The 24233-nt window shown below is 70.1% G+C and carries 27 protein-coding genes and 1 pseudogene; 14 read left to right on the forward strand and 14 right to left on the reverse strand.

Going from position 1 to position 24233, the window contains the following annotated elements; translation table 11 throughout:
- Window positions 1-18 precede the first annotated feature (18 nt).
- Window positions 19-621, reverse strand: coding sequence for a sigma-70 family RNA polymerase sigma factor (locus tag ABTY62_RS14810; RefSeq protein ID WP_352129783.1), 603 nt, complete (start codon window positions 619-621; stop codon window positions 19-21).
- 78 nt (window positions 622-699) lie between these two features.
- On the opposite strand from ABTY62_RS14810, the gene ABTY62_RS14815 reads away from it, so the two are divergent.
- Window positions 700-1527: an alpha/beta fold hydrolase gene (locus tag ABTY62_RS14815; RefSeq protein WP_352129784.1), complete on the forward strand. Its 828-nt coding sequence runs from the start codon at window positions 700-702 to the stop codon at window positions 1525-1527.
- Window positions 1528-1542: 15 nt separating this feature from the next.
- Here ABTY62_RS14815 and ABTY62_RS14820 read toward each other — a convergent pair whose 3' ends face one another.
- From ABTY62_RS14820 to ABTY62_RS14840, 5 genes are all read right to left on the reverse strand, one after another.
- Window positions 1543-2043 carry a hypothetical protein gene (locus ABTY62_RS14820; protein WP_352129785.1) on the reverse strand — a complete coding sequence of 167 codons (501 nt, stop codon included), beginning with the start codon at window positions 2041-2043 and terminating at the stop codon, window positions 1543-1545.
- Entirely contained in the window at window positions 2027-2518 is a 492-nt protein-coding gene (locus ABTY62_RS14825) for an RNA polymerase sigma factor (protein ID WP_352129786.1), read from the reverse strand. Before ABTY62_RS14825 ends, ABTY62_RS14820 begins: the two co-directional genes overlap by 17 nt.
- 90 nt (window positions 2519-2608) lie before the next feature.
- Entirely contained in the window at window positions 2609-3265 is a 657-nt protein-coding gene (locus tag ABTY62_RS14830) for a class F sortase (protein WP_352129787.1), read from the reverse strand.
- Window positions 3262-3648, reverse strand: a complete 387-nt coding sequence (locus ABTY62_RS14835; protein WP_352129788.1) for a sortase-dependent protein — start codon at window positions 3646-3648, stop codon at window positions 3262-3264. The genes ABTY62_RS14830 and ABTY62_RS14835 overlap by 4 nt, the downstream gene beginning before the upstream one ends.
- A 772-nt stretch (window positions 3649-4420) precedes the next feature.
- Entirely contained in the window at window positions 4421-4798 is a 378-nt protein-coding gene (locus ABTY62_RS14840; RefSeq protein ID WP_352129789.1) for a winged helix-turn-helix transcriptional regulator, read from the reverse strand.
- 208 nt (window positions 4799-5006) lie between these two features.
- Here ABTY62_RS14840 and ABTY62_RS14845 point away from each other — a divergent pair, with 208 nt between their 5' ends.
- From ABTY62_RS14845 to ABTY62_RS14870, 6 genes and pseudogenes are all read left to right on the forward strand, one after another.
- Window positions 5007-5738, forward strand: coding sequence for an SDR family NAD(P)-dependent oxidoreductase (locus tag ABTY62_RS14845; RefSeq protein ID WP_352129790.1), 732 nt, complete (start codon window positions 5007-5009; stop codon window positions 5736-5738).
- A gap of 256 nt (window positions 5739-5994) precedes the next feature.
- A complete protein-coding gene (locus ABTY62_RS14850; RefSeq protein WP_352129791.1) occupies window positions 5995-6825 on the forward strand; it encodes an alpha/beta fold hydrolase in 831 nt (276 codons plus the stop codon).
- A 71-nt stretch (window positions 6826-6896) separates the two neighbouring features.
- Window positions 6897-7364, forward strand: coding sequence for a cupin domain-containing protein (locus tag ABTY62_RS14855; protein ID WP_352129792.1), 468 nt, complete (start codon window positions 6897-6899; stop codon window positions 7362-7364).
- Between the two features lie 146 nt (window positions 7365-7510).
- Window positions 7511-7909, forward strand: a complete 399-nt coding sequence (locus ABTY62_RS14860) for an ArsR/SmtB family transcription factor (protein ID WP_352129793.1) — start codon at window positions 7511-7513, stop codon at window positions 7907-7909.
- Complete coding sequence (locus ABTY62_RS14865) at window positions 7791-8660, forward strand: aquaporin (protein WP_502997463.1); 870 nt, start codon at window positions 7791-7793, stop codon at window positions 8658-8660. Before ABTY62_RS14860 ends, ABTY62_RS14865 begins: the two co-directional genes overlap by 119 nt.
- Window positions 8660-9083 (forward strand): annotated as a pseudogene (locus ABTY62_RS14870) (arsenate reductase ArsC). Before ABTY62_RS14865 ends, ABTY62_RS14870 begins: the two are co-directional and overlap by 1 nt.
- 6 nt (window positions 9084-9089) lie before the next feature.
- Here ABTY62_RS14870 and ABTY62_RS14875 read toward each other — a convergent pair.
- Window positions 9090-9290 carry a DUF397 domain-containing protein gene (locus ABTY62_RS14875; protein WP_352129795.1) on the reverse strand — a complete coding sequence of 67 codons (201 nt, stop codon included), beginning with the start codon at window positions 9288-9290 and terminating at the stop codon, window positions 9090-9092.
- A gap of 1 nt (window position 9291) precedes the next feature.
- Window positions 9292-10152, reverse strand: a complete 861-nt coding sequence (locus ABTY62_RS14880) for a helix-turn-helix domain-containing protein (RefSeq protein WP_502997464.1) — start codon at window positions 10150-10152, stop codon at window positions 9292-9294.
- A gap of 151 nt (window positions 10153-10303) precedes the next feature.
- On the opposite strand from ABTY62_RS14880, the gene ABTY62_RS14885 reads away from it, so the two are divergent.
- Window positions 10304-10813 carry an ATP-binding protein gene (locus tag ABTY62_RS14885; protein ID WP_352129796.1) on the forward strand — a complete coding sequence of 170 codons (510 nt, stop codon included), beginning with the start codon at window positions 10304-10306 and terminating at the stop codon, window positions 10811-10813.
- 864 nt (window positions 10814-11677) lie between these two features.
- On the opposite strand, the gene ABTY62_RS14890 is transcribed toward ABTY62_RS14885, so the two are convergent.
- Together ABTY62_RS14890 and ABTY62_RS14895 are read right to left on the reverse strand one after the other, a co-directional pair.
- Window positions 11678-12445 carry an MBL fold metallo-hydrolase gene (locus ABTY62_RS14890; protein WP_352129797.1) on the reverse strand — a complete coding sequence of 256 codons (768 nt, stop codon included), beginning with the start codon at window positions 12443-12445 and terminating at the stop codon, window positions 11678-11680.
- A gap of 74 nt (window positions 12446-12519) precedes the next feature.
- Window positions 12520-12942, reverse strand: coding sequence for a winged helix-turn-helix transcriptional regulator (locus ABTY62_RS14895; RefSeq protein ID WP_352129798.1), 423 nt, complete (start codon window positions 12940-12942; stop codon window positions 12520-12522).
- 86 nt (window positions 12943-13028) lie between these two features.
- On the opposite strand from ABTY62_RS14895, the gene ABTY62_RS14900 reads away from it, so the two are divergent.
- Complete coding sequence (locus ABTY62_RS14900; protein ID WP_352129799.1) at window positions 13029-13844, forward strand: NAD(P)H-binding protein; 816 nt, start codon at window positions 13029-13031, stop codon at window positions 13842-13844.
- A 60-nt stretch (window positions 13845-13904) separates the two neighbouring features.
- Here ABTY62_RS14900 and ABTY62_RS14905 read toward each other — a convergent pair whose 3' ends face one another.
- Window positions 13905-15458: a DHA2 family efflux MFS transporter permease subunit gene (locus ABTY62_RS14905; RefSeq protein WP_352129800.1), complete on the reverse strand. Its 1554-nt coding sequence runs from the start codon at window positions 15456-15458 to the stop codon at window positions 13905-13907.
- Window positions 15459-15567: 109 nt separating this feature from the next.
- Between ABTY62_RS14905 and ABTY62_RS14910 the strand changes: the two genes are divergently transcribed.
- Complete coding sequence (locus ABTY62_RS14910) at window positions 15568-16233, forward strand: TetR/AcrR family transcriptional regulator (RefSeq protein ID WP_352129801.1); 666 nt, start codon at window positions 15568-15570, stop codon at window positions 16231-16233.
- Window positions 16234-16323: 90 nt separating this feature from the next.
- On the opposite strand, the gene mctP is transcribed toward ABTY62_RS14910, so the two are convergent.
- The 3 genes from mctP to ABTY62_RS14925 form a co-directional block, all read right to left on the reverse strand.
- Window positions 16324-17958 carry a monocarboxylate uptake permease MctP gene (mctP, locus tag ABTY62_RS14915; RefSeq protein ID WP_352129802.1) on the reverse strand — a complete coding sequence of 545 codons (1635 nt, stop codon included), beginning with the start codon at window positions 17956-17958 and terminating at the stop codon, window positions 16324-16326.
- The gene (locus ABTY62_RS14920; RefSeq protein ID WP_352129803.1) at window positions 17955-18236 is read right to left on the reverse strand and encodes a DUF3311 domain-containing protein; all 282 of its coding nucleotides are present in this window, start codon (window positions 18234-18236) and stop codon (window positions 17955-17957) included. Before ABTY62_RS14920 ends, mctP begins: the two co-directional genes overlap by 4 nt.
- A 201-nt stretch (window positions 18237-18437) precedes the next feature.
- A complete protein-coding gene (locus ABTY62_RS14925; RefSeq protein WP_352129937.1) occupies window positions 18438-19277 on the reverse strand; it encodes a GntR family transcriptional regulator in 840 nt (279 codons plus the stop codon).
- 239 nt (window positions 19278-19516) lie between these two features.
- Between ABTY62_RS14925 and ABTY62_RS14930 the strand changes: the two genes are divergently transcribed.
- Genes ABTY62_RS14930 through ABTY62_RS14945 form a run of 4 tightly spaced genes read left to right on the forward strand, consistent with a single transcriptional unit; the run spans window position 19517 to window position 24199 of the window.
- Window positions 19517-20788, forward strand: a complete 1272-nt coding sequence (locus tag ABTY62_RS14930) for an extracellular solute-binding protein (protein ID WP_352129804.1) — start codon at window positions 19517-19519, stop codon at window positions 20786-20788.
- Between the two features lie 5 nt (window positions 20789-20793).
- Window positions 20794-21810 (forward strand): carbohydrate ABC transporter permease, encoded by a 1017-nt coding sequence (locus ABTY62_RS14935; RefSeq protein WP_352129805.1) that lies wholly within the window; start codon window positions 20794-20796, stop codon window positions 21808-21810.
- Entirely contained in the window at window positions 21807-22637 is an 831-nt protein-coding gene (locus ABTY62_RS14940; protein WP_352129806.1) for a carbohydrate ABC transporter permease, read from the forward strand. Before ABTY62_RS14935 ends, ABTY62_RS14940 begins: the two co-directional genes overlap by 4 nt.
- Window positions 22638-22645: 8 nt before the next feature.
- Window positions 22646-24199 (forward strand): glycoside hydrolase family 3 protein, encoded by a 1554-nt coding sequence (locus ABTY62_RS14945; protein ID WP_352129807.1) that lies wholly within the window; start codon window positions 22646-22648, stop codon window positions 24197-24199.
- Window positions 24200-24233 lie beyond the last annotated feature (34 nt).

Genomic DNA, 24233 nt, shown 5'->3' on the forward strand with positions numbered 1-24233 from the left:
GCAGTGTGCCGCACGGCCTCAGGCGCCGTCCCGGAGCCGGTCGCGCTGGATCTGGTGGGCGAGGGCGCGGCGTACGGAGGCCGATGCGGTGGTGGTGGCCCCCGAGGGGAGGTCGAGGGCGCGGCTGATCTCGTCGTACGCGGCCCGATAGCCGCCGGGCAGCTCCGCCTGATGCGTCAGCAGATCCTCTTCGACCAGGCGCCTCAGCTCGTCGACGTTCTCGGGCGTGAAGCGCTTCTTGCCCCGGGCGATGGCGTTCACGTAGCGGGTGCAGCGGGCGGTGTCGTAGAAGGTCTCGGAGATCTCCTCGGCGAGGCCCCACAGGCGTCCTTCGAGCCATGGGATGTCGCGCTGGTCCAGGGTGAGCGTCACCGGGGGCGGCGGGTCGCCCGCCTTGTACTTCGCGACCTGCTTGGACACGGCGGGCTGGCTCATGTCGGTGAGCCGGGCGATTCTGTCCTGGGTCCAGCCGAAGCCGGCCAGCACTTTGATCATCTCGGCGCGCAGCTTCCGCATCTCCTCGCCCGCGCGGATGACCTCGTTCATGGCGGCGAGCATCCGCTCGGCCTGTTCCTCGGTCAGCGCGTCGGGGATCCGGTCTGTGCTCTCCTCACCTGCCACAACACGGTTATACACCCAGGAGCAGCCAGGCCATAACCGGGTTGTATAACCGGGTTATGGCGTGGCAGGGTGCGACCCATGCCCACCTTCTCCGCACCTGACGGAACCGAACTCGCCTACCGCGTACACGGAGACGGCGACCCGGTCGTCTGCATCCCCGGGGGTCCCACGGACTCCAGCTACCTCGGCGATCTCGGCGGCCTGTCCGCGCACCGCCGGCTGATCGTTCCGGACCTTCGCGGCACCGGCCGGTCCGCGATCCCCGAGGACGTCTCCTCGTACCGCTGCGACCGACTGGTCGACGACGTCGAGGCGCTGCGCGCCCACCTCGGGCTCGCCAGGATGGACGTGCTCGCGCACTCCGCGGGCGTGAACATCGCGGCGCAATACGCGGCCCGGCACCCGAAGCGCCTCGGCAGGCTCGCCCTGATCGGCCCCAGCACCCGAGCCGTCGGCATAGAGATCACCGGGGAGACGCGGCGCGAGCTCGCGCGGCTGCGGAAGGACGAGCCGTGGTTCCCGGCGGCGTTCGCGGCCCTGGAGGCGATCACCGAGGGCAGGGGCGGCGATGGGGACGCCATCGCCCCGTTCTTCTGGGGCCGGTGGGATGCCGCGGCGCGGAAGCATCATGCGGCCGCCCGGCCGAGCAACAAGGAGGCCGTCGCCCTCTTCGGCGCCGAGGGCGCCTTCGACCCGGAGGCCACTCGCGCGGCGCTCGCGGCCTGCGAGGCTCCCGTCCTGCTGCTCGCCGGTGAGTACGACCTGAACAGCCCTCCCGAGTCGGCGGCCGAGTTCGCGGGGCTGTTCCCCGACGCCACGCTCGTCGTGCAGCCGGGGGCGGGGCACTATCCCTGGCTCGACGACGCGGACCGGTTCACCGCGGCCACCGCGGCGTTCCTGGGCTGAGGACGGAAGCGCCGCCTACGACCGGGGCTCCGGTTCGGCGGGGGTGGAGGTCCGGCGCTTCGTCGGCTCGTCCAGTGGCGTGGTCGGCCGCACCGGTACGCGGGTGGGGTCGGCCCGGCCGCTCGGAGTGGCGGTCGTGCCGGGGGCGTCGGGGATGTTGCTCTGGGGCCGTTGCGTGGGACGCGGGCTGACGTGCTCGGGCGACGACGACGGGGTGGGGGTCGCCGACGGGGCCGGGGTCGCGGTACGGCCGCTCGCCGGCGGGGCCAGGGGGACCGGCGGGGACGCGGGCGACTCGCGCGTCGCCAGGTGGAGCGGCAGCGCGACCAGGGCCGCGACGGCACAGGACACGCCGACCCCGGCCGCCGTGCGGAGCACCCGACGGCGGGTCGCGGTGCGGCGGATCGCCTCGTAACGGCCGGGGGGCGGCGCGAGGCGGTCGGAGGCGGGCCGGAGGATCACCGCGAGAGGGTCGTCGGGTTCGAACTCCGGGCCGTCGTCAAGGCGTGTGGTCAAGGCTTCTCCTCAGGTGGGCGCGGAGCAGTTCGCGGGCCGCGTGGAGGTCGGCCTTGACGGTTCCTTCCTTGCGCCCGGTCAGTACGGACACGTCCCGGACCGGCATGTCAGCGTAGTAGTGCAGCAGGATCGGGACACGCAGCCGTTCCGGCAGCGACTGCACGAGCAGCCGCACCGACGGGTCGCCCTGTTCGGCGTGGGGGCGGACGGCGGCTTCGGCGGTGACCCGGCGCAGTGCCTTGCGCTCGCGCTCCAGCTTGCGCCAGTGATCCCGGACGAGGTTTGCCGCGGTGACATAGAGGAAGCCGCGGGGTTCCTCCACGGAGGTCCACCGGGCCCAGAGCCGGGTGAACGCCTCCGAGGCGATCTCGTGCGCCGTCTCGTCGTCGTCGACGAGCCTGCGGCACCAGCCGGCGAGGCGCGGGTAGAAGGCGGCGAACAGCTCGGACGCCGCCTTGTCACGGGACCGTTTCAACGCTCTCCATGGCCGTGATGGCACTCGTAGGGGAGGACCCCGGGCCCGGCGGCGTACGTTCCGCGGGCCCGGGATCCGGTGGGGGGTGGGTCAGGGGCTGGTGGGGCTCAGAGCGGCGAAGACGATCACGTTGTCGCGGTACACGCTGCCGCTACGAGGGCCACCACATGTGATCAGCCGCAGCTCCGGGCGGTCCACGTTCCCGTAGACGTCGTCCGCCGGGAAGTCCGCCTTGGCGACCGTCCGTACGCTGCTGACGGCGAACACCGCCGCGGTGCCGTTCTCCAGGCGCGCCTCGATCCTGTCCCCCCGGCGCAGCCGCGCGAGGTGACGGAAGACGCCGTCCCCGTACGCCCCGACCGTGACATGGCCGAGGATGACCGACGGGCCGAGCTGCCCCGGTGTCGGCGAGTCCCGGTACCAGCCCGCCCGGTCGTGCGCCGTGACGGGGGGCACCTGCACGGTGCCGTCCGGCGCCAACCCCAGCCGCATGACCGGGGTGTCCACCCCGATGGCGGGGATCCGCAGCCTGACCGGGGCCGAACGCGCCAGGGCGCGCCCCGCCTTCACGGGGTTCGAGGAAGGCGGCGGCGCGCTCCCGGAGCGCCCGCCGGTCCGCGCGCCCTGCGCGTCCTGCGTGGCCTGCCCGTCCTGCGCGGCCTGTTCGGCCTGGTGACCGCCGCCGCACCCCACGAGCAGCGAGGCCATCGCCGCAGTGGCGAACGCGCGCCTGGAGACCAGGGTCATGCCCCGGTCGCCCGCCGGCGACGTACGACGAACACCGCCGCGCCACCCGCGACGAGCACCCCGGCGGCGCCGCCGCCGATCAGCCCGGCGCCGACCCCGGAATCCGAGGACTCCTCCGCCACTCCGGTGTTCGGCGCGCCCTTCGGCACCGCACGGACCTGGGGCTCGGCCGGCTTCTGGCGCGATTCGTCGCGGGGAGTCGGGACTGCGGTGGCGGGCGCGGGGGTTTCCCGGGTCTTGGTCGGCTCCTCGCGGGGGGACGGCACGCTGGTGGCCGGGGTCTTGCTCGGGACCGGGGTCGCCTCGTCGGCGAACGCGGGCACCGTGCTGGCCAGTACGGCGGTGGCCGCGAGTGCCACGGCACTGAGGACGGTTCGGCGCATGGGATCGCTCTCTCTCGTCGGTCCGCCCGGCCGGTACGGGTACGCGGCGGGCTGAGTTACTGATCGAGCGGAGAGACGAGGGGGCGGTGGGGCGGGTTGTAAAGAGAAGGCAAAGTCATCGTCGGCGCACGGGCCAGGCAGTGGCCACCCCCCCCCGATCTGGCTCCAGTCGTACGTGCCCTCCCTCAGGTGGATGCGGCGTTCGACGCAGGATTCCGGCAGTACGAGCGGCCGACCCCCCCGGGCTGGTGGCTCACGTCGTGGAGGTATCGCCCCGGAGCCGGTCACGCTGGATCTGACAGGCGAGGGCGCGCCGCACGGAGGCCAGTGCGGTGGCGGTGTCCCCTGAGGGGATGTCGAGACCGCGACTGATCTGGTCGCACGCGGCCCGGCAGCTGCCGGGCAACTCCGCTTGGCGCAGTCTCAGGTCTTCTTCGACGAGGCGTCACAGCTCGTCGACGTTCTGGGGCGGGGTTCTCCGTCCCAGTAGCCGGACCCTCTGCGGCGCCCGGTATCGCAGCCATACCCCCAGACGGTCGTTACACCGCACGAATCGTAGGCCCGGCCTCCAGCACGGAGACTCAACCGACCGTGAAGGCGGTACCGGATGCGGCGTAGTCGACGGGGCCGTCGAATCGGGCCGAGGCCCGGGTCACTGCTTGCTGCGGGGTGAGGAAGCAGTGCTCTCTGGCGCGCCGAGGGCTCAGCGCCGGTTTTCGTTCCGGTGTCTCGGGCCGGTGTAACGGCACGACAGCGGCAGCCTTGGGGTTCGTCAGTCCGCTTCCAACTCATGTGCAACGGCCGCATACGGAACCGGACGCCCGTCCTCGTCGACGGGCGCACCCGCCCACACCCGCAGGGAGTCCATCGCGGGCCCCAACCCCTGACCGTGCTCAGTCAACCGGTAGGTGACGGCCACCGGCGGGCCGGGGTCGACCTCGCGCTCCACCAGCCCTGCGCGCTGAAGTTCCGACATGCGGTCGCTGAGCACCTTCTTCGACAGCCCCGGAACGGCGTCGGCCAGCTCGCTGAAGCGTGCGGGTCGCTGCAGCAGCAGGTCGATCAGCAGTCCGACCCAACGTTTGCCGAGCAGGCGGAAGACCTCCTCGGTATAGGAGCAGGCATGTAGCGGCAGGCGCGTCTCGGGCATGCCTCCGAGTGTAGGCCACTCCCACATCTTGCGATACCTGGTTTTAAAAAGTAACCTGGTGATATCGCGGGAGCTGCAGGGCCGCTGTCACGCCTCCATGGCGTCGTCGGCGGCGACGACGGCCAAGTCGGCGCAACGTCGATCGCTGCACTGTCACGGGATCGCAAATGAAGGAAGTGCAACCATGAACGCTGGGAATTCGTCCAGCATGCGCAACACCCTGCCGCTCGAGGGCCAGGTAGCCGTCGTACCGGGGGGCACGGGCAACGTCGGTGAGGGAATCGTCCGCGCCTTTCTCACAGCAGGCGCGACCGTAGTCGTGCCCAGCCGCAGCCAGAAGCGTCTGGAGACCCTCACTGAGCTGGTGGGCCCCGATCTCGCCAAGCGGCTGAGCGGGACGACCGCCGCATACGGCACGTTCTCCGAGGCGACAGAGCTCGCTGAAAGTGTCATCGCCGAGCATGGTCGAGTGGACCATGTCGTCCCCGCCATCGGCGGATGGTGGATGGGCAAGGCACTGTGGCAGACCAGCGAAGGCGAGTGGGAAAAGTACTTCGTCGAGACCACGACGTCGCACGTGGCTGTGGCGCGAGCCTTCGTGCCTCGGCTCCACGAGGCGGGCAGCTTCACTCTCGTCACCGGCTTTTCGGCGCGCGAGCCCTACCCGCGAGCCGGCATCGTCAGCATGCACGGCGCCGCTTTGCTGATGATGCGCCAGGTTCTCAGCGTTGAACTGGGCGGGCAGCGCCGGGTCAACGACCTCGTGCTCGGACCGATCATCAACCGCAGCCGTCCGGCGGGTTCTCCCTCGTGGCTCACCGCCGACCAGGTCGGTGAGGCGGCCGTGGCCGTGGCCCTCAACCCGTCCGTCCGGGACGAATCCATCAGCCTCAACACCATCGATGACCTGAACAGGGAGCTGGACCGGCTCGGTGCCTGATGTCGGCCGCTGAGGACTGCCAAGCCGGTAGGCGGGCTTCGACGAGGCGCCCAACCGAGAGCCACCCGCGCCGAACCTTGCCCAGCGCCGCGTGTCCCACCGCACCATCCGCCGCGTCTCCCGGCGCCGGCGGCACAGGAACCCATTGGAGACAACAGTGACCAGAACCACTCCGCAGCCTCCGGACCCGGTAGCGCGCCACGGGCAAGCCGGGCAGCCCCTCGACGAAGACCTCCCCGAGGGATTCACACACGTCATGCGGGAGGTGAACGGCACGCTTATGCACAGCGTGATGGGCGGCACAGGCCGGCCCGTCGTACTGCTGCACGGCTGGCCGCAGACCTGGCGGGCATGGCGGCACCTTCTGCGGCCCCTTGCCGACCTGGGGTACACCGTCCTGGCTCCCGACCTGCGCGGTACGGGCGGTTCGGCGTTCGCGGAGACCGGTTACGCCAAGGACGACCAGGCACGCGACGTGCACCAGCTGCTCCAGGACCTGGGGTTGCACGGGCCGGTACGCATGGTCGGGCACGACATCGGCGGCATGGTCGCCTTCTCCTACGCCCGCCTGTACCCCGAGCAGGTTCACAGGCTGGCCCTGATGGACTTGGCCGTCCCCGGGTACGGGCTGGAGGAGATCATGAACCCGGCGGCAGGCGGTTACTTCCACTTCGGGCTCTTCATGACCCCCGAGGCGCCGGAGCTGCTGTTCCAGGGCAACGAACAAGCCTTCCTGCGCTGGTGGTTCCCGCGTATGACCACCGCCCCTGGGGCCTTCCCACCGGAGGAGATCGACCGCATCGCCGCATCCCTGCGCGACCCGGACACCTTGCGGGGCGGCTTCGAGCACTACCGGACCCTGCTCGGCGACGGCCGGGCCAACCGTGCCTGGGGTGAGGCCGGCGGCGTCCTCACCATGCCAGTACTGGCCGTCGGGGGTGAACACAGCGTTGGGAGCCACCTGGCGGACAGCCTGCGCTCCGTCGCACCCCGCCTCACAGAGGCCGTGATCGCCGACAGCGGGCACTACATCCCCGACGAACGCCCCGAAGCCCTCCTCACCGCAATCTCGTCATTCCTGGCCTAGTCGATCGCAGCCACCGGTCGCACATCACCAAACCGCCACCCGAGGTGGCCGAGTCAAGAAGGAACCACACCATGACCATGGCGTACCTGGCCCAACCCGACCAGCAGCAGACACTTGAATGGCTGGACGGCGGCACGTTCTCCGTCCTCCTCGACAGCCAGGCCACGAACGGCCAACTCACCGTGGGGCGGTTCGCGGTCAACAAGGGTGAGGCACCCCCCTTCCACATGCACACCCGTGAGGATGAGATCCTCATGCTCATCAAGGGCGCAGCGTTGCTGTGGCTCGGCGAGGAGCAGATGGAGCTGTCCGAAGGCGGCATCGTCTACCTGCCCAGGAACATCCCTCACGGCTACCGCATCACCTCGGACACAGCCGACCTCCTGATGATCGCCACACCCGGGGGCATCGAGGGAATGTTCAGGCAAGCCGGCCGCGACATCAGCACGCCCCGGCCGGATGACTTCACCATCCAGCCCGAGAAGCTGGCCGAAGCCGCCAACCGCTACGGGCAAGTGCTGCTCGGCCCGCCGCGCTGAGGCTGTGACCGCTCCGCCCGTGGCGGCGGTGCCACCGAAGAGCCACGCCCGTTCCATGTCGCCTCCCTGGACCTGCCCCTGCGACGCGCCCGGGGTCGATGCAGTCGAGGTTGCCCGCCCGATTAGATGGCTGTCAATATAGATATATGCCAAAGCAAGCTGGTCTGCCGCTGCTCGACCAGGACTCGGCGTGCTGCGCGCCGATGGTCCGCGAGCCGCTGGGCGAGGAGGCCGCGGCCGAGCTGGCGCGGATGTTCAAGGCGCTGTCCGACCCGGTCCGGCTGCGGCTGCTGTCGCTGATCGCCTCGTACGAGGGCGGCGAGGCGTGCGTATGCGACCTCACCGGCCCCTTCGACGTCTCCCAGCCGACGATCTCCCACCACCTGAAGGTGCTGCGCGAGGCCGGTCTGGTCGGCTCGGAGCGGCGTGGGACATGGGTGTACTACTGGGTGCTCCCCGCGGCCCTGGCGAAGCTGTCCGCCCTGCTCCAGGCCGGGGCCGTGCCCGTGGCGGCCGGGGCCGTGCCCGCCGAGGCCGGGGCGTGAGCGCCGCGGTGCCGCTGCCGCGGTGCCGCTGCCGCGGCGCGTGGGCGCCGAGGCGGTCGGTACGGCGACGCTGGTCGCGGTGGTGGTCGGCTCCGGCATCCAGGCCACCGAGCTGACCCGCGACGTCGGCGTGCAGCTACTGGCCAACTCCCTGGCCACGGTCTTCGGCCTCGGCGTGCTGATCGTGCTACTGGGGCCGGTGTCCGGGGCGCACTTCAACCCGGTGGTCTCCCTCGCCGCCTGGTGGACCGGCCGCCGGACCCGCGACGGCCTGAGCCTGCGGGAGCTGGCCGCGTACCTGGCCGCCCAGACCGCCGGGGCGGTCGGCGGCTCGGTGCTCGCGGATGCGATGTTCGGTCGGCCGCTGGTGAAGTGGTCCGCCCACGACCGATTCGCCGGACACCTGTGGCTGGCCGAAGCGGTGGCCACCGCCGGGCTGATCTGGCTCGTCTTCGGCCTGGCCCGCGTCGGCCGGGCGCACCTGGCTCCGGCAGCGGTCGCCGCTTACATCGGCTCGGCGTACTGGTTCACCTCGTCCACCAGCTTCGCCATCCCGGCGGTGACCATCGGGCGGGCGTTCACCGACACCTTCGCCGGCATCGCCCCCGCTTCCGTCGCCCCGTTCCTCGCCGCGCAGCTGTGCGGCGGCGTGCTCGGTCTGGGGCTGGTCGCCGTCACCTTCGGTCGCCCGGCCCCGGCCCCCGAGGCCGTCGTGGTTTCCCGCCCCGCTGAAGAAAGCGCCCTGAGCTGATGAGTACTCCTGCCGTTCCCTCCGTGCTGTTCGTCTGTGTGCACAACGCGGGCCGGTCCCAGATGGCCGCCGCCTTCCTCACCCACTCACCTCGCCGCGGGCCGCGTCCAGGTCCGCTCGGCCGGTTCCGCTCCCGCCGACGCGGTGAACCCGGCCGTTGTGGAAGCCATGCGCGAGGTCGGTATTGACATCTCCGCCGAGACGCCGAAGGTCCTCACGGTGGAGGCGGTGCAGTCGTCCGACGTGGTGATCACGATGGGCTGCGGGGACGCCTGCCCGTACTTCCCCGGCAAGCGGTACCTGGACTGGTCGCTCGACGACCCCGCCGGTCAGGGCGTCGAAGCCGTCCGCCCGATCCGGGACGGGATCGAGCGGCGCATCCGTGGCCTGCTCGCCGAGCTCGGTGTTCCGGTGGCGGTGTGACGCGCCTTACGCCTTGCCGAGGTGGTCGAGGTGACCCGCCTTGGCGCTGCGTATGAGGGCGCGCAGGGTGGTGGGGGTGGTGGTGAGGATGGTGTCGGGGTCGTCGCTCTCGCGGAGTCGGATGGTGGCGTTGTCGGTCGAGGAGATGTAGAGGCAGGCGTTGCCCTGGGCGCTGTACGAGGACTTCTGCCAATCGTGGACGGACATTTCATTCCCCCTTCAGGGTGCGGATGATGGTCTGGATGAGGTCACGCGACTTGCGCTCCGTGAGGGCGACCGCCTCCATACGGTCCAACACGACGCGGTACCCCTCCAGTTGGGCGGGAGCATCGAGCAGTTCGGAGCCATGCTCCGTATCGAACTGCACGGTGTCCAGCTGTGGGACGGGACCGACTGCGTAGAGGATCGACTGTCCCGAGCCGGGGAAGGACCCGGCCTCGAAGGGAATCACCAGCACCTCGATGTGGGCGTGTTCGCTCATCTCGAGGATGTGCTGCAACTGCCCGCGCGCGGTTTCCGGTCCACCGAAGCGCATCCGCAGTGCGGCCTCGTGGACGATCGCCGTATACGGGGTGGGCTTGTCCCGATACAGAACCGCCTGCCGTTTGACCCGATGCGAGACATGGTGCTCTACGTCCGGTGGAGAGAGCGGCGGTACGGCCTGCCGGAAGATCTCACGGGCGTGATCGATGGTCTGCAGCAGGCCCGGCATGTGTGCGACGTAGGCCGTGCGCAGCGCTACGGCGTGGTGCTCCAGCTCGGCCAGGTCGAGCAATCCGGCATGCAGGGTCTCCCGGTACTCCTCCCACCATCCTCGCTTCCGCTCCGCCGCCATGTCGATGAGTGCCGTGATCAGTGCGTCGTCCGCGCAGCGGTAGTTGCGTGCCAGCGCGCGCAAGCGATCCGCGCTCACACCCAACCGGCTGGCCTCGATGTTGCTGATCGTCGTCTGGTTGGTGCCGAGCAGGCGCCCGGCCTCGGTCGACGACATTCCGGCACGCTCACGAAGTCTGCGTAGTTCAGTGCCGAGGCGCAGTTGACGTGCAGTGGGAAGACTTCTCATGGGCATCTGCCGATTCTCTCTACTCACCTGCAACAGGTGTGTCACTCACACGAGTGGAATCTGAAGTCCTTTTCGGGCAACGGTGAATACCTTAACCGGCAGGGGCTACGGTGTGAGCCCGGACACAGTCAACTTCACCTCCAGACGGGAGACTTCCGTGCCCACCGTAGCCCCGGACACCCCGGAAAACCCCGAAAACCCCTGGTCGTACTCGCTCCGACTGCCCCACGACCCCCGCGCCGCCGCCATCGCCCGCACCACCCTCCGGGCGGTCCTCGCCCGCCACGACTTGGGCGAACTCGCCGACCCGGCAACCCTGGTGACCAGCGAAATGGTCACGAACGCCTACCGTCACACCACCGGCCCGGCGGAGATGCGCATCCGGGCCGTTGAAGAGGGCCGTCTCCGCGTCAGCATCTGGGACACCAACCCCGATATCCCGCCGCCCTTCGACAAGCCACCGGCCCTCTTCGACCGCTCGGCCGCCCTTGCCGAAGCCGCAGCGAACACCGAGGCCACGTACGGGCGGGGGCTGCTCATCGTGCGGATCTGCGCGGACAACTGGGGCGGCTACGCCCTCGCCGACGAGCTATTCGGGATCAGCGGCAAGCTGCTGTGGTTCGAACTCGCGCCGACGCCCTGCGATGCCTTCGACATCGCGGCTTGAGCGCTGCGCTTGCGCCTATGCGCCGTCTCGCGGCATTCGGCTCAGGCGGGTGCGGGTTTCGTCTCGGACCCTCCGGGTCCAAAGCGCCAGCAGGAGGGGGGAAGGGGGGCGGCCGGGCCCGGTGCCCCGATTCCTGGGCCCGGCGGGCGGCTGGGCTCAGGACAGGCTCCGCTGCGCTCCGCCGCAGCTGCTGCCGCGCGGTGGCCGACCTGTCGGTCCAACGGTGCGCTGGGCTGGAGCTTGGGAGCGCGACGGACGGTCGGGCACCGGGGGACGGGATCGGCTCCCCCCACCTGCTCTCAGAAAAACGTTTGATGCAGTACTTGATGCGGATCAAGTGTTTTTTTGAGAGCAGGCGGGTGGAGGCCCTAACCGGACTGGCCTCCACCGCTCTTGGGGATCATCCGCCGTCCCGCTGGCCGCCGCCCGTCGGCCGGTGAGGACCCGTTGGGCTGGACGGCGACGATGCCTCCGGCCCGCCCCTACCCTTTCCCGTTGCTGGCCGCTGTGCGCCGAAGGCGCGAGACGATGCTCGCACGCGGCAATCGGACCATGCCGTCCAACGACGCTGGCCCGTTCGTCACGCTCCCACACTTTCGGCCCAGCGCACCGTTGGGCTGATCGGTCGGCCACCGCGCGGCAGCAGCTGCGGCGGAGCGCAGCGGAGCCTGCTTTGAGCCCAGCCGCCCGCCGGGCCCAGGAATCGGGACACCGGGCCCGGCCGCCCCCCTTCCCCCCTCCTGCTGGCGCTTTGGACCCGGAGGGTCCGAGACGAAACCCGCACCCGCCTGAGCCGAATGCCGCGAGACGGCGCATAGGCACGGCAAAGCGAACTGGGGCGACCCGCGGCGGCGAACAAGCGAGTCAGCCGACCACAAACGTGGCGCCGGGTGCGGCGTAGTCGACGGGGCCGGTGAAACGGGCCGAGGCCCGGGTCACTGCCTGCTGCGGGGTGAGGAAGCGGCCGACATGCGTGACGATCAACCGTCCCGCTCCGGCCGCACGGGCGGTGTCGCCCGTGTCTTCGGGGGTGTGGTGGACCTGTTCCCCCGAGCTCGGCCGCTCCGCGCTCTCGGCCTCGCACAGCAGCACATCGCACCCCTCGGCCAGGCTGGTGAGGCTGGGGCACGGGGCGGTGTCCCCGGAGTAGACCAGCGACCTGCCGTCGGCCTCGGCACGTAGGGCGAAGGCCGGGATGCCGTGTGCCACCGCGCGGCTGGTGAGGGTGAGCGCGCCGACGCGCACCTGGTGTCCGTCGTGCAGTTCGTCGACGGCGAAGGCGGACTCGACCGGGCTGCGCTCGGCTGTGTTGGTGAGGAAGTGCGCGAGCCGGTCGGCGATACCCGGCGGGCCGTACAGGGGGATGGGCGCGGCGAGCTGGATGTCCGCGAAGAGCGCGCCGTAGTAGGCGGTGAGCAGGTCAGCGCTGTGGTCGGCGTGCAGATGTGAGATCCAGATCGCGTCCAGCTCGTCGAGCCGGACATGACGTTGCAGCGGGGACAGCGTCCCGGTGCCCGCGTCCACCCATATGCGGGTGCCGCCACTGGATACGAGGTAGCCGGAGCAGGGGTTGTCGACAGTCGGGTACGGCGTGGCACAGCCAAGGACGGTGAGACGCAGTTCTGCGGACATGGTTACGCCTTGTCGAGTCGGGTGGGGTGGTGGCCGAACAGTATCGAGCTGTGGCACCGGGCCGCCGATCTTGGTTAACGCATGTCGTGATCGGGGTGGATGCGGTCGTACTCGCTTCGGGCTTCGGCGATGACGGATCGGTGGGCCAGGGACCACTCGGCAAGCGCCTTGACCAGGTGGGTGAGGCTCGCGCCGGTTTCGGTGAGGCGGTAGTCGACCTGGGCCGGGACCGTGGGGTACACGGTGCGGAGGACGAGCCCGTCGCGCTCCAGTCTGCGCACCGTGAGGGTCAGCATGCGCTGGGAGATGCCCTCGATCGCGCGTTGCAGTTCTCGGAAGCGCCGGGGCCCGCCGGCGAGCTCGACGATGACGAGGACCGACCACTTGTCGCCGACCCGGTCCAGTACGTCCCGGATGCCGCAGTCGGGGTGGTCCTTCTGGCCGCAGGGGCTGAGTTCGGCGGGCCCAGGGGTTACACCGGTGTGCGTGGGTGACATCAAAGTGCCTTCTTGTGGCCGATTTGCGGGCGGGTCAGGATCCGATCGTAGTTACTGAAGAGAACCACGAAGGAGGCTTCGGCCCCATGATCCTGGTGACCGGCGTGAACGGAAACCTCGGCTCACTCACCCTCGCGGCGCTGCGTGCCCGCGGTGTGGAGGCGATCGGCGGCAGCCGTACGCCCGGCGAAGGAGTACGGCTCCTCGACTTCGACCAGCCGTCCGGTATCGGCCTGACCGGTGTCTCAACGCTGGTGCTGGTCTCCGCGGGCTACGCGGAGGACGATCAGGTGATCCGCCGGCATGCGGCCGTGCTGGACGCCGCAGCCCGCGATGGCGTCCAGCACGTCATCTACACGAGCCTGACCGGCGCCGGTGACCACCTCGGCTTCGCACTGGCGCATCGCGCGACGGAACGACTGGTCAAAGAGAGCGGCCTGAGGTGGACGATCCTGCGCAACGGTCTGTACGCCGAGCTTTTCGGCGCCCTCTTGATGTGGAACGGCGATGCGGTGGAGTCCGCGTTCGGTGAGGGCGCGCTGTCCGCCGTGGCTCGTGAGGACCTGGCCGACGTGGCGGCGATCGTCGCAGGCGATCCGGAGCGACACAGTGAGCGCGTCTATGACCTCGTCGGCGCGCCGATCACGGCGCCCGTTGTCGCCGATGGCCTTGGAGTGGCCCACCGCCCCATCGGATTGGGCGAATACCGGCGCAGGCTCCTGGACGCACCTGGGCTGTTGCCGTTCCAGCCGCCGATGCTCTCCTCGATCGCCACCAGCATCCGCCACGGCTTCCTGGACAACACCGGTACGGATCTTCAAGCCCTCCTCGACCGCCCTTCACGCGACCCGCTCGCCGTTGCCGTCGCCGCCGCGGGCGCCGCGCGCCCGGGTCCGAGCTGAACTGCAGGGCTCACCGCCGCGGCGCCGGGCGTGCCCGAGCAAGAGCCTGCCGCCAAGCAGCTACGACTTGTCGCCGCTGTGACGACTACGCGCGCGCCGCGACAGCAGCGCCACCGCCGCGACCGCGCCCAGCGTGACGACCGCGATGCCGCCGAGCAGCGCGTTGGCCATGCCGCTGTTGAACGCCTCGCGGGCCGCGTCGGCCAGTCGGGTACCGGTCCGGCCGTCCAGTTCGGCGGCGGCGCGCAGCGCGCCGGCCAGGGAGTCGCGGGTCGCGTCCGCCGCCTCGGTCGGCAGGCCGTGGGTCGTGTCGGCGACGTCGGAGCGGTAGGTGGTGTTGAAGACGCTGCCGAGAACGGCGATGCCGAGGACTCCGCCCAGTTCGCGGGTGAGGTCGTTGAGCGCGGAGGCGACGCCCTGCTTTTCGGGTGGCAGTGCGGCGACGATGGCCTCGGTGGCGGGGGTCGCGGCGAAGGCGATGCCCGCACCGAGGAGGGTGGTGCTGGCGAGGAAGGACCACAGGCCGCCGCCGTCGACCGTGGCGGCCAGGACGCCGAGCCCGGCGGCGATCAGGGCCATGCCCAAGCCCATCACGGCACGCATACCGCACCGCTTGGCGAATCCGGGGGCGACCGGGGAGAACAGCATCGCGCCGAGGGCCATGGAGACCAGGGCGAGCCCGGAGCGTATGGGGGAGTAGCCGAGGATCTGTTGCAGATACTGCAGGCCGAGGAAGAAGAAGCCGAACATGGCGATCGACTCGGCCGTGATGATCAGTGAGCCCGCCGAGACGCCCGGCAGCCGGAACACCCGTACGTCCAGCAGTGGGTGCGCGGTCCGCAGCTGCCAGCCGACAAAGGCCGCGAGCCCGACGCCGCCCAGCGCGAAGCCCGTGATCACCGCGCCGTCGGACCAGCCGAGCTCCGGGCCCTCCACGATGCCGAAGACCAGCGCCCCGATGCCGACCACCGACAGCAGGGCGCCCACGACATCGAGCCGCGCCGACTCCGGCTGCTTCGAGGCCGGGGCGATCGCGGCGGCGACGACGAGGGCGAGGGCGGCGAGCAGGGCGTTCGTCAGGAACACCGAGCGCCAGGAGTACGCCTCCAGGAGGCCCCCGGCCATCAGCACGGCGAGCAGACCGGATCCGAAGCTGACGCCGGACCAGATGCCGACGGCGCGGCCGCGCTCCTCGGGCGGGAAGACATGGGTGATGATCGACAGGGTCATCGGCATGACCAAGGCCGCGCCCACGCCCGCCAGGCCGCGCAGGCCGATCACCAGCGTCACATCGTCGGTCCAGACGACGGCGCCCGAGGACAGCGCGAAGAGGGCGAGCCCCACGAGCAGGACGCCCTTGCGGCCGTAGCGGTCGCCGAGGGCGCCGCCCAGGAGCAGCAGACCGGCGAAGGCCACACCGTACGCGTTCATGATCCATTGCAGCTCGGACTCGGTGGCCCGCAGCTCGCGGGCCATGTCGGGCACGGCTACCAGGAGCGAGGCGAGCATCCCGACCACGACGGCGAGGGCCAGGCACATCACCGTCAGGACGGCCGTCCGTCGGGCGGTGCCGGGGCGCGGCGGTGCGGTGGGCGGGGCCGTGGACTGGTGCATCGCGATCACTCCGTTTAAGCGGGCGTTTCAATCGAGTGTTTCAATCGGGCGTTTCAAGTGGAGCATGGACCGCTTGCTTGAATCAAGCGCTCGTTTTACTTTGGTGTCGATGAATGAGCTTCAGGCCGCCCCGACCCGGGACCGGCTCCTCGACGCCGCCGAGCGGCTTTTCGGCGAGCACGGCTTCGCCGCCACCTCGCTGCGGACGGTGACGGTCGCGGCCGACGCCAATGTGGCCGCGGTCAACTACCACTTCGGGTCCAAGGAGGGGCTGCTGCGCGCGGTTGTCGAGCGCGCCATGGCCGCGGTCAACGGCGAGCGCCTGGGCCTGCTGGAAGAGTTGCGCGCATCCGGCGACCGGCAGCCCACCGTGGAGGAGCTGGTACGCGCCTTCGTCATGACGGGCGCGCGGCTCGTGGAGCGGAGCGGGGAGCGGGGGATGTCGGTCGCGCGGTTCCTGGGCCAGGTGATGTCCGAGCCCGACCCCGCGATCCGGCGCCTCTTCGCGACGGAGGTCGGCCCGGCGGAGGGGCAGTACCTCGACGCCTTGCGGGCCGCGCTGCCGCAACTGCCCGCGGCGGAGGTCTCGTTCCGCTTCCGTGCCATGGTTGGGCTGCTGGGCCTGTATCAGTCGAGCGCCCTCGGCGATCTCCACCCGGGCGACACCGCCGAGGGCGTGTCGCCGGGGGACGACGCCGGGCGGCTGGTCACCTTCCTGACCGCGGCCTTCCACGCGCCGCCCACGACCGACGAGCACACCGCCTCGCCCGGCTGACGGCTGCACAGCCGCCGTGCGCGCATACGAACGGGCCGCCGTCCCCCATCAAGGAGGACGGCGGCCCGTCGATGCGAAGAAGCCGAGGTGTCAGTGGCCGCCGGGGGCGCCCGCCGTGGCCGGGGGGAGGTCCGCCTTGACGCCCGGGTCGCCCGCGTCCGCCTTGTAGTCGGCGGCCGTCGTCTCGTCGACGCCGTCCGGGGCCTTCACGGCGCGCAGGACGAGGGTGAGGACAACCACCACGGCGGCGTTGAGCACAAAGGCCGTGAAGCCGATGTAGCCGATCTCGCCGATGCCGGGGATCTCCTTCTGGCTGCCGCCGAAGTGCTTCTGGGTGGGGGTGGTCACGCCGTACGCCGCCATCGTGCCGTAGACCATGCCGACCGCCCAGCCGGCCAGCAGCGCCCAGCGGTGGAACCAGCGGGTGAACAGGCCGCCCACCAGGGCCGGGAAGGTCTGGAGGATCCAGACGCCGCCCAGCAGCTGGAAGTTGATCGCGACGGACTTGTCCATGCCGAGGACGAAGATCAGCGCGCCGACCTTGACCAGCAGCGAGACCAGCTTGGAGACCTTGGTCTCCTGCTCGGGCGTGGCGTTCGGCCGCAGGAAGTCCTTGTAGATGTTGCGGGTGAAGAGGTTCGCCGCCGCGATGGACATGATCGCCGCCGGGACCAGCGCGCCGATGCCGATGGCGGCGAAGGCCACGCCGGTGAACCAGTCCGGGAACATGTCCTCGAACAGCTGCGGGATGGCGAGCTGCGGGTTCCCCACCGTCACGCCCGCCGCGATCGCCATGAAGCCGAGCAGCGCCAGCAGGCCCAGCATCAGCGAGTACAGCGGCAGGATCGTGGTGTTGCGGCGGATCACCTCGCGGCTGCGGCTGGAGAGCGTCGCGGTGATCGAGTGCGGATACATGAACAGCGCGAGCGCCGAGCCGACGGCCAGGGTGGCGTAGGCCCACTGCGCCTTCTCCCCGGGGGCCAGGGAGCCGCGCGGCGCCCCGGTCGTCGGATTGTCGCTGGAGAGCCAGGCGCCCGCCTTGGCGAAGATGTCGTCGAAGCCGCCCAGCTTGATCGGGATGTAGATGATCGCCACCACGATGACGATGTAGATCAGCGTGTCCTTGACGAACGCGATGAGCGCGGGGGCGCGCAGACCCGAGGAGTAGGTGTACGCGGCGAGCACGCCGAAGGCGATCAGCAGCGGCAGGTCCTTGATGAACCAGTTGGTGTTCTCACCGCCGCCCACGCCCATCACGTCCAGCACGGCCTGGATGCCGACGAGTTGGAGGGCGATGTACGGCATGGTGGCGAGGATGCCGGTGACCGCGACGGCCAGCGACAGGCCCTTGGAGCCGAAGCGGCCGCGGACGAAGTCCGAGGTGGTGACGTACCCGTGCTTGTGCGACACCGACCAGAGCCGGGGCAGGAAGAGGAAGATCAGCGGGTACACCAGGATGGTGTACGGGACGGCGAAGAAGCCGGACGCGCCCGCCGCGTAGATGGCCGCCGGGACGGCCACGAAGGTGTACGCGGTGTAGAGGTCGCCGCCGAGCAGGAACCAGGTGACCCAGGTGCCGAAGCTGCGGCCGCCCAGGCCCCACTCGTCGAGGTTGTTGGCGTTCTCGGCCGCCCGCCAGCGCGCGGCCATGAATCCCATGACCGTGACGGCCAGGAAGAAGAAGATGAAGACGCCGAGCGCGACGCCGTTCACGTCGTTCTTCATTCCGCCGCACCTCCCTTCTGCGCCCGCTCCGCCTCGCGCAGCGCCCGCTTCTCACGGCGGACCAGCACATACGCGACCGCCGTCAGCACAGCTGAGACGGGCACCCAGAGCATCTGGTACCAGTAGAAGAACGGGATGCCGATGAAGGTGGGCTCGACCTTGGCGTACGAGTCGACCCACAGCAACGCCACGAAGGGGGCGACCAGGCACAGACCGATCACGACGCGCGTGGGCGTGATGACCGGTCTCCTGCCTTGTGTTTCGGATGTTCCTGACATTGGCGGCTGCTCCGTCCCGTCCGTCCCGTGGCTGAGCACCTGCGCTGAGCACCTGTGTATACAGACTGATCGTTTGCTTAATGCGCAGGAAATCTAAGCCAGAGGCCGGGCGGACGTCACTACCCGTCCGTATATCGGTATGGGAAAGAAAGGGCGTCGGGGGCGACTCGGATGACGTGGGCTCAGCCGATCGGCGTGGGCTCAGCCGTTCGGCCGCTGTAGCCGGGCCACGAACTTGTAGCGGTCCCCCCGGTAGACCGACCGCACCCACTCCACCGGCTCGCCGGCCGCGTCCAGCGAGTGGCGCGAGAGCATCAGCATCGGCAGCCCGACGTCCGTGCCCAGCAGCCCGGCCTCGCGCGGGGTGGCCAGCGAGGTCTCGATGGTCTCCTCGGCCTCCGCGAGGTGGATGTCGTACACCTCGGCCAGGGCGGTGTAGAGCGAGGAGTACTTGACCAGGCTGCGGCGCAGCGCGGGGAAGCGCTTCGCGGACAGATGGGTGGTCTCGATGGCCATCGGCTCGCCGCTGGCCAGCCGCAGCCGCTCGATGCGCAGCACCCGGCCGCCGGTCGCGATGTCCAGGAGCCCGGCGAGCCGGTCGTCGGCGGTCACATAGCCGATGTCCAGGAGCTGGGAGGTGGGTTCCAGGCCCTGGGCCTTCATGTCCTCGGTGTACGAGGTCAGCTGGAGGGCCTGGGAGACCTTGGGCTTGGCCACGAAGGTGCCCTTGCCCTGGATCCGCTCCAGGCGTCCCTCGACGACCAGTTCCTGGAGGGCCTGGCGCACGGTGGTGCGGGAGGTGTCGAACTCGGCGGCGAGGGTGCGCTCGGGGGGGACCGGGGTGCCGGGCGGCAGGGTTTCGGTGATCTCCAGCAAGTGCCGCTTGAGCCGGTAGTACTTGGGCACGCGCGCGGTGCGCGTCCCACCGGAACTGCTGCCGGAACTGCTGCCGGAGCTGTTGGCGCTCTCGGCCGTGGCCGACCTGGCCGTCGTAGCCGCCGTGGCCGTGCCGGCCGTCGCCGTTGCCCCCTCGGTGTCCATCGCGCGCCCTTCCGACTCCTGATCTGCTGCCGTCACCGGCTCCTCCGTTTTCAGCGGCTCACATCGTGGCACGGCCCTGGCCTCGGACGACTGCTGCGCCCGGATGTCGTCAGGTGTCGGTCCGATAACGGAGCCTACGGCGGCTCTTGGGCACCTTGACACCCCAAAAGGTCTAGGCCAAGCTGCGGGCACTGGTCTAAACCATTAAACCTGTCTTCCGGTCCTTTGGGGAGTGTGCTGTGAAGCGTGGGCTGATAGCGGCGACGGGCGTCGCGGCAATGCTGGTGACCGTCGCGGCCTGCGGGTCCGGCGATGACGACGAGAAGACAGGGGCGGACGGCTTCAAGGGCGAGACGCTCACCGTATGGGCGATGGACGGATCCACCCCCGACGGCTGGACCAAGGACGTCAAGGCGGCGTTCGAGAAGAAGACGGGCGCCAAGCTGAAGCTGGAAGTCCAGCAGTGGAACGGCATTCAGCAGAAGGTGACCACCGCGCTCTCGGAGTCCGACCCGCCGGACGTGATCGAGATCGGTAATACCCAGACCCCCGCCTACGCCCGGACCGGCGGTCTGGCCGAGCTGACCGACCTGAAGGAGTCGATCGGTGCCGACTGGGCCGAGTCGCTCAACAAGTCCGCGGTCTACGACGGCAAGCAGTACGCCGCCCCGTGGTACGCGGCCAACCGGGTGGTGCTCTACAACAAGAAGATCTGGGCCGAGGCCGGGATCAAGGACACCCCCAAGACTCGGTCCGAGTTCTTCCAGGACCTTGACGCGATCAAGAAGAAGACGGACGCCGAACCGATCTATCTGCCGGGCCAGAACTGGTACTTCTTCGACGGGCTGACCATCGGAACCGGCGCCGACCTCGTCAAGAAGGAAGGCGACAAGTGGGTCTCCAACCTCGCCGACGCCAAGGTCGCCAAGGCCATGGACATCTACAAGCAGTACCAGTCCTTCAGTGAGGCCCCCAAGGACAAGGACGAGGCCACCCCGCAGCAGGCCGAGGTCTTCGCCAAGGGCAAGACCGGCGCCTTCATCGGAATGGGCTGGGAGGCGGCGACCGCGATCAAGGCCAACCCGAAGATCGAGCAGGACATCGGCTACTTCACCATCCCCGGGGAGACCGCGGACAAGCCGGAGGGCGTCTTCCTCGGCGGCTCCAACCTCGCGGTCGCGGCGGGCAGCAAGAAGCAGGAACTGGCCAAGGAGTTCCTGAAGATCGCGCTGTCGGACACCCACGAGGGGCAGCTGGCGAAGGAAGGCGGCGTGATCCCCAACAAGGAGTCGCTCCAGTCCCAGCTCAAGGGCAACGCCGCGGCCGAGGCGGCGGCGCCCGCCGTCGCGGGCGGCGGCACCACCCCGCTGATCCCCGAGTGGGCCCCGGTGGAGAACGCCCCGAACCCGGTCAAGGCCTATATGACCGCCGTGCTGAAGGGTAAGTCCCCGGCGGACGCGGCCAAGTCGGTCGAGGACGAGATGAACAAGCGCCTCAGCCAGGAGCAGTAACGGCGATGGCTGTAGCGACCACACGTAAGGACCCCGGCCGCCCCGCGGCGGCCGGGGTCCCCGGGCGCGGGGCGCCGCCGGGCCGTACGGGTACGGGCCGCGGGACGCCCCCGGGGCGCGGCCGGCTCATCGGCACCGCGCCCTATCTGCTGCTTCTGCCCGCGCTGGCCGCCACCGTGGTGCTGCTGGGCTGGCCGATGGTGAAGAACGGCATGCTGTCGTTCCAGAACCTCAATATGCGGCAGCTGATCCAGCACCTCACCGAGTGGAACGGCGTCGACAACTACCGCGAGGCGCTGACCAGCGAGGACTTCTGGCGGGTCACGGCCAGGTCGGTGGCCTTCACCTCCGTCAACGTCGTGCTGATCATGCTGCTCGGCACGCTGGTCGGGCTGCTGCTGGCCCGGCTCGGGACGAAGATGCGGCTGCTGCTGTCGACCGGTCTCGTACTGGCCTGGGCCATGCCGCCGATCGCGGCGACCACGGTCTACCAGTGGCTGTTCGCCTCCCGCTTCGGGGTGGTCAACTGGGTCCTGGACAAGCTCGGCTGGCACTCGATGGCCGACTACAACTGGACCGGCAGCCAGTTCTCGACCTTCTTCGTCATCACCCTCCTGATCGTCTGGCAGTCGATCCCCTTCGTGGCGATCAACCTCTACGCGGCGACCACGACGATCCCCAAGGAGCTGTACGAGGCGGCCTCGCTGGACGGCGCCGGGGCCTGGCGCTCCTTCACCTCGGTGACCCTGCCCTTCCTCAGGCCGTTCCTCCTCGCGACGGTCTTCCTCGAGGTGATCTGGGTCTTCAAGGCGTTCCCGCAGGTCTTCGCGATCAACGAGGGCGGCCCGGACCGGCTCACCGAGACCCTTCCCGTCTACGCGTTCATCGAGGGCGTGGGCAATCAGCACTACGGCATGGGCGCGGCGATCTCGCTGCTGACCATCGTGATCCTGCTGGCCCTGACCTCCTACTACCTTCGGATCGTGCTCAAACAAGAGAAGGATGAGGGGGACGAGCTGTGAAACGCTCGGCGGCCGGGCGGCTGTGGCCCAATGCGACGGCGATCGTCCTCTTCATCGCCTTCGTGTTCCCCGTCTACTGGATGTTCAGCACGGCCTTCAAGCCGACCTCGGACATCATCTCCGAGGACCCGGTGTGGTTCCCGACCAACGCCACCTTCGAGCACTTCAAGACGGCGACGAACGCGGAGAACTTCTGGACCCTGGTGCGGAACTCCCTGACCGTCACCGTCTCGGCGGTGGCGTTCTCCCTGGTGCTCGCGCTCCTCGCGTCCTTCGCCCTCGCCCGGATGCGCTTCAAGGGCCGCCGCGGCTTCCTGGTGACGTTCATGATCGCCCAGATGGCGCCCTGGGAAGTCATGGTGATCGCGATCTACATGATCATCCGCGATGGCGAGATGCTGAACAGCCTGGTGCCGCTGACCCTCTTCTACATGGTCATGGTGCTGCCCTTCACCATCCTCACCCTGCGCTCCTATGTCGCCGCCGTGCCCAAGGAGCTGGAGGAGTCCGCGATGGTCGACGGCTGCACCCGGCCGCAGGCGTTCATCCGGGTGATCTTCCCGCTGCTGGCGCCCGGACTGATGGCCACCTCGCTGTTCGGCTTCATCACGGCCTGGAACGAGTTCCCGCTCGTACTGATCCTGAACAAGGACCCCGAGGCCCAGACGCTGCCGCTGTGGCTGTCCAAGTTCCAGACGAACTTCGGCGACGACTGGGGCGCCACCATGGCGGCCGCCTCGCTCTTCGCCATTCCCATCCTGCTTCTCTTCCTGTTCCTGCAACGCAAGGCGGTCGGTGGTCTCACTTCCGGCGCTGTGAAGGGATGATCCCTCTCATGACGACCTTCGCCCGCGGCTCGGCCACCCTCACCAGGGACGCCCTGGCCGTACTCCAGCCCGGCTTCGCCGGCACCACCGCCCCCGACTGGCTGCTGCGGCGGCTCGGCGAAGGCCTTGGCTCCGTCGGCATCTTCGGCCGCAACGTCGTCTCGTCCGAGCAGCTCGCCGCCCTCACCGCCCAGCTGCGGGCGGAGCGCGACGACGTCATCGTCGCCATCGACGAGGAGGGCGGCGACGTCACCCGGATGGAGGTGCGCACCGGCTCCTCCTTCCCCGGCAACCTGGCGCTCGGCGCCGTCGACGACACCGCCCTCACCGAGGCCGTGGCCCGGGAGCTGGGCCGCCGGCTCGCCGAGTGCGGAGTGAACCTCGACTGGGCGCCGTCCGCCGACGTCAACTCCAACCCCGACAACCCGGTCATCGGCGTACGCGCCTTCGGCGCCGACCCGGGGCTCGTGGCCCGCCACACCGCCGCGTACGTCCGGGGCCTCCAGGGCGCCGGGGTCGCCGCCTGCACCAAGCACTTCCCCGGGCACGGCGACACGGCCATCGACTCCCACCACGCCCTGCCGCGCATCGACGCCGACCTCGACACCCTGGCCGCCCGCGAACTGGTCCCCTTCCGGGCCGCCGTGGCCGCCGGCACCAAGGCCGTGATGAGCGCCCACATCCTGCTGCCCGCGCTCGACCCGACCCTCCCCGCCACCCTCAGCCCGGCCGCCCTGCACGGCCTGCTGCGCGCCCCCGCCACCGAGGGCGGCCTCGGCTTCGAGGGGCTCATCGTCACCGACGGCATGGAGATGCGGGCCATCTCCGCCGCCTACGGCATCGAGCGCGGCAGCGCGCTCGCCATCGCCGCGGGCGCCGACGCGATCTGTGTCGGCGGCGGGCTCTGTGACGAGGACACCGTGCTGCGGCTGCGCGACGCGCTGGTGGCCGCCGTACGGGCGGGGGAGCTGCCGGAGGAGCGGCTCGCCGACGCCGCGGCCCGGGTGCGCGCCCTGGGCGACTGGGCGCGCGACGCCGGGGGGCCGGGTGCGGCGCAGGGGATCGCACCCGCCCCCGAGGCGGGGCTGCGCGCGGCCCGCCGGGCGCTGCGGATCACCCGCGGCGAGCGGCCCTACGAGCCGCCCGCCGGCCCGGTGTTCGTCGCCGCCTTCACCCCGGTGGCCAACATCGCCGTCGGCGACGAGACCCCCTGGGGCGTCGCCGCCGAACTGGCCCGGCTGCTCCCGGGCACCGGCACGGCCACCTACGGACGGCAGGACGCTGAGGCTGAGCCTGAGGGTGCGCCCGCATTGATCGCAAATGTACTCGGCGAGGCGGCGGATCGTAGGATCGTCGCAGTGGTACGCGATGTCCACCGCCACCCCTGGATGGCCGGTGCCCTGGACACCCTGCTCGCCGCACGGCCGGACACGGTCGTCGTCGAGATGGGCGTGCCCCAGGCGCCGCCGACCGGGGCGCTGCACATCGCGACTCACGGCGCCGCCCGGGTCTGCGGGGTGGCCGCCGCGGAGGTCATCACCGGCGGCGTGGCCGGGCGATGACACCACCGCCCAGCCGGACCCGCACCGCGGGCCC

Origin of the sequence: Streptomyces sp. NPDC097640 (assembly GCF_040302705.1) — a bacterium.
Classification (GTDB): Bacteria; Actinomycetota; Actinomycetes; order Streptomycetales; family Streptomycetaceae; genus Streptomyces.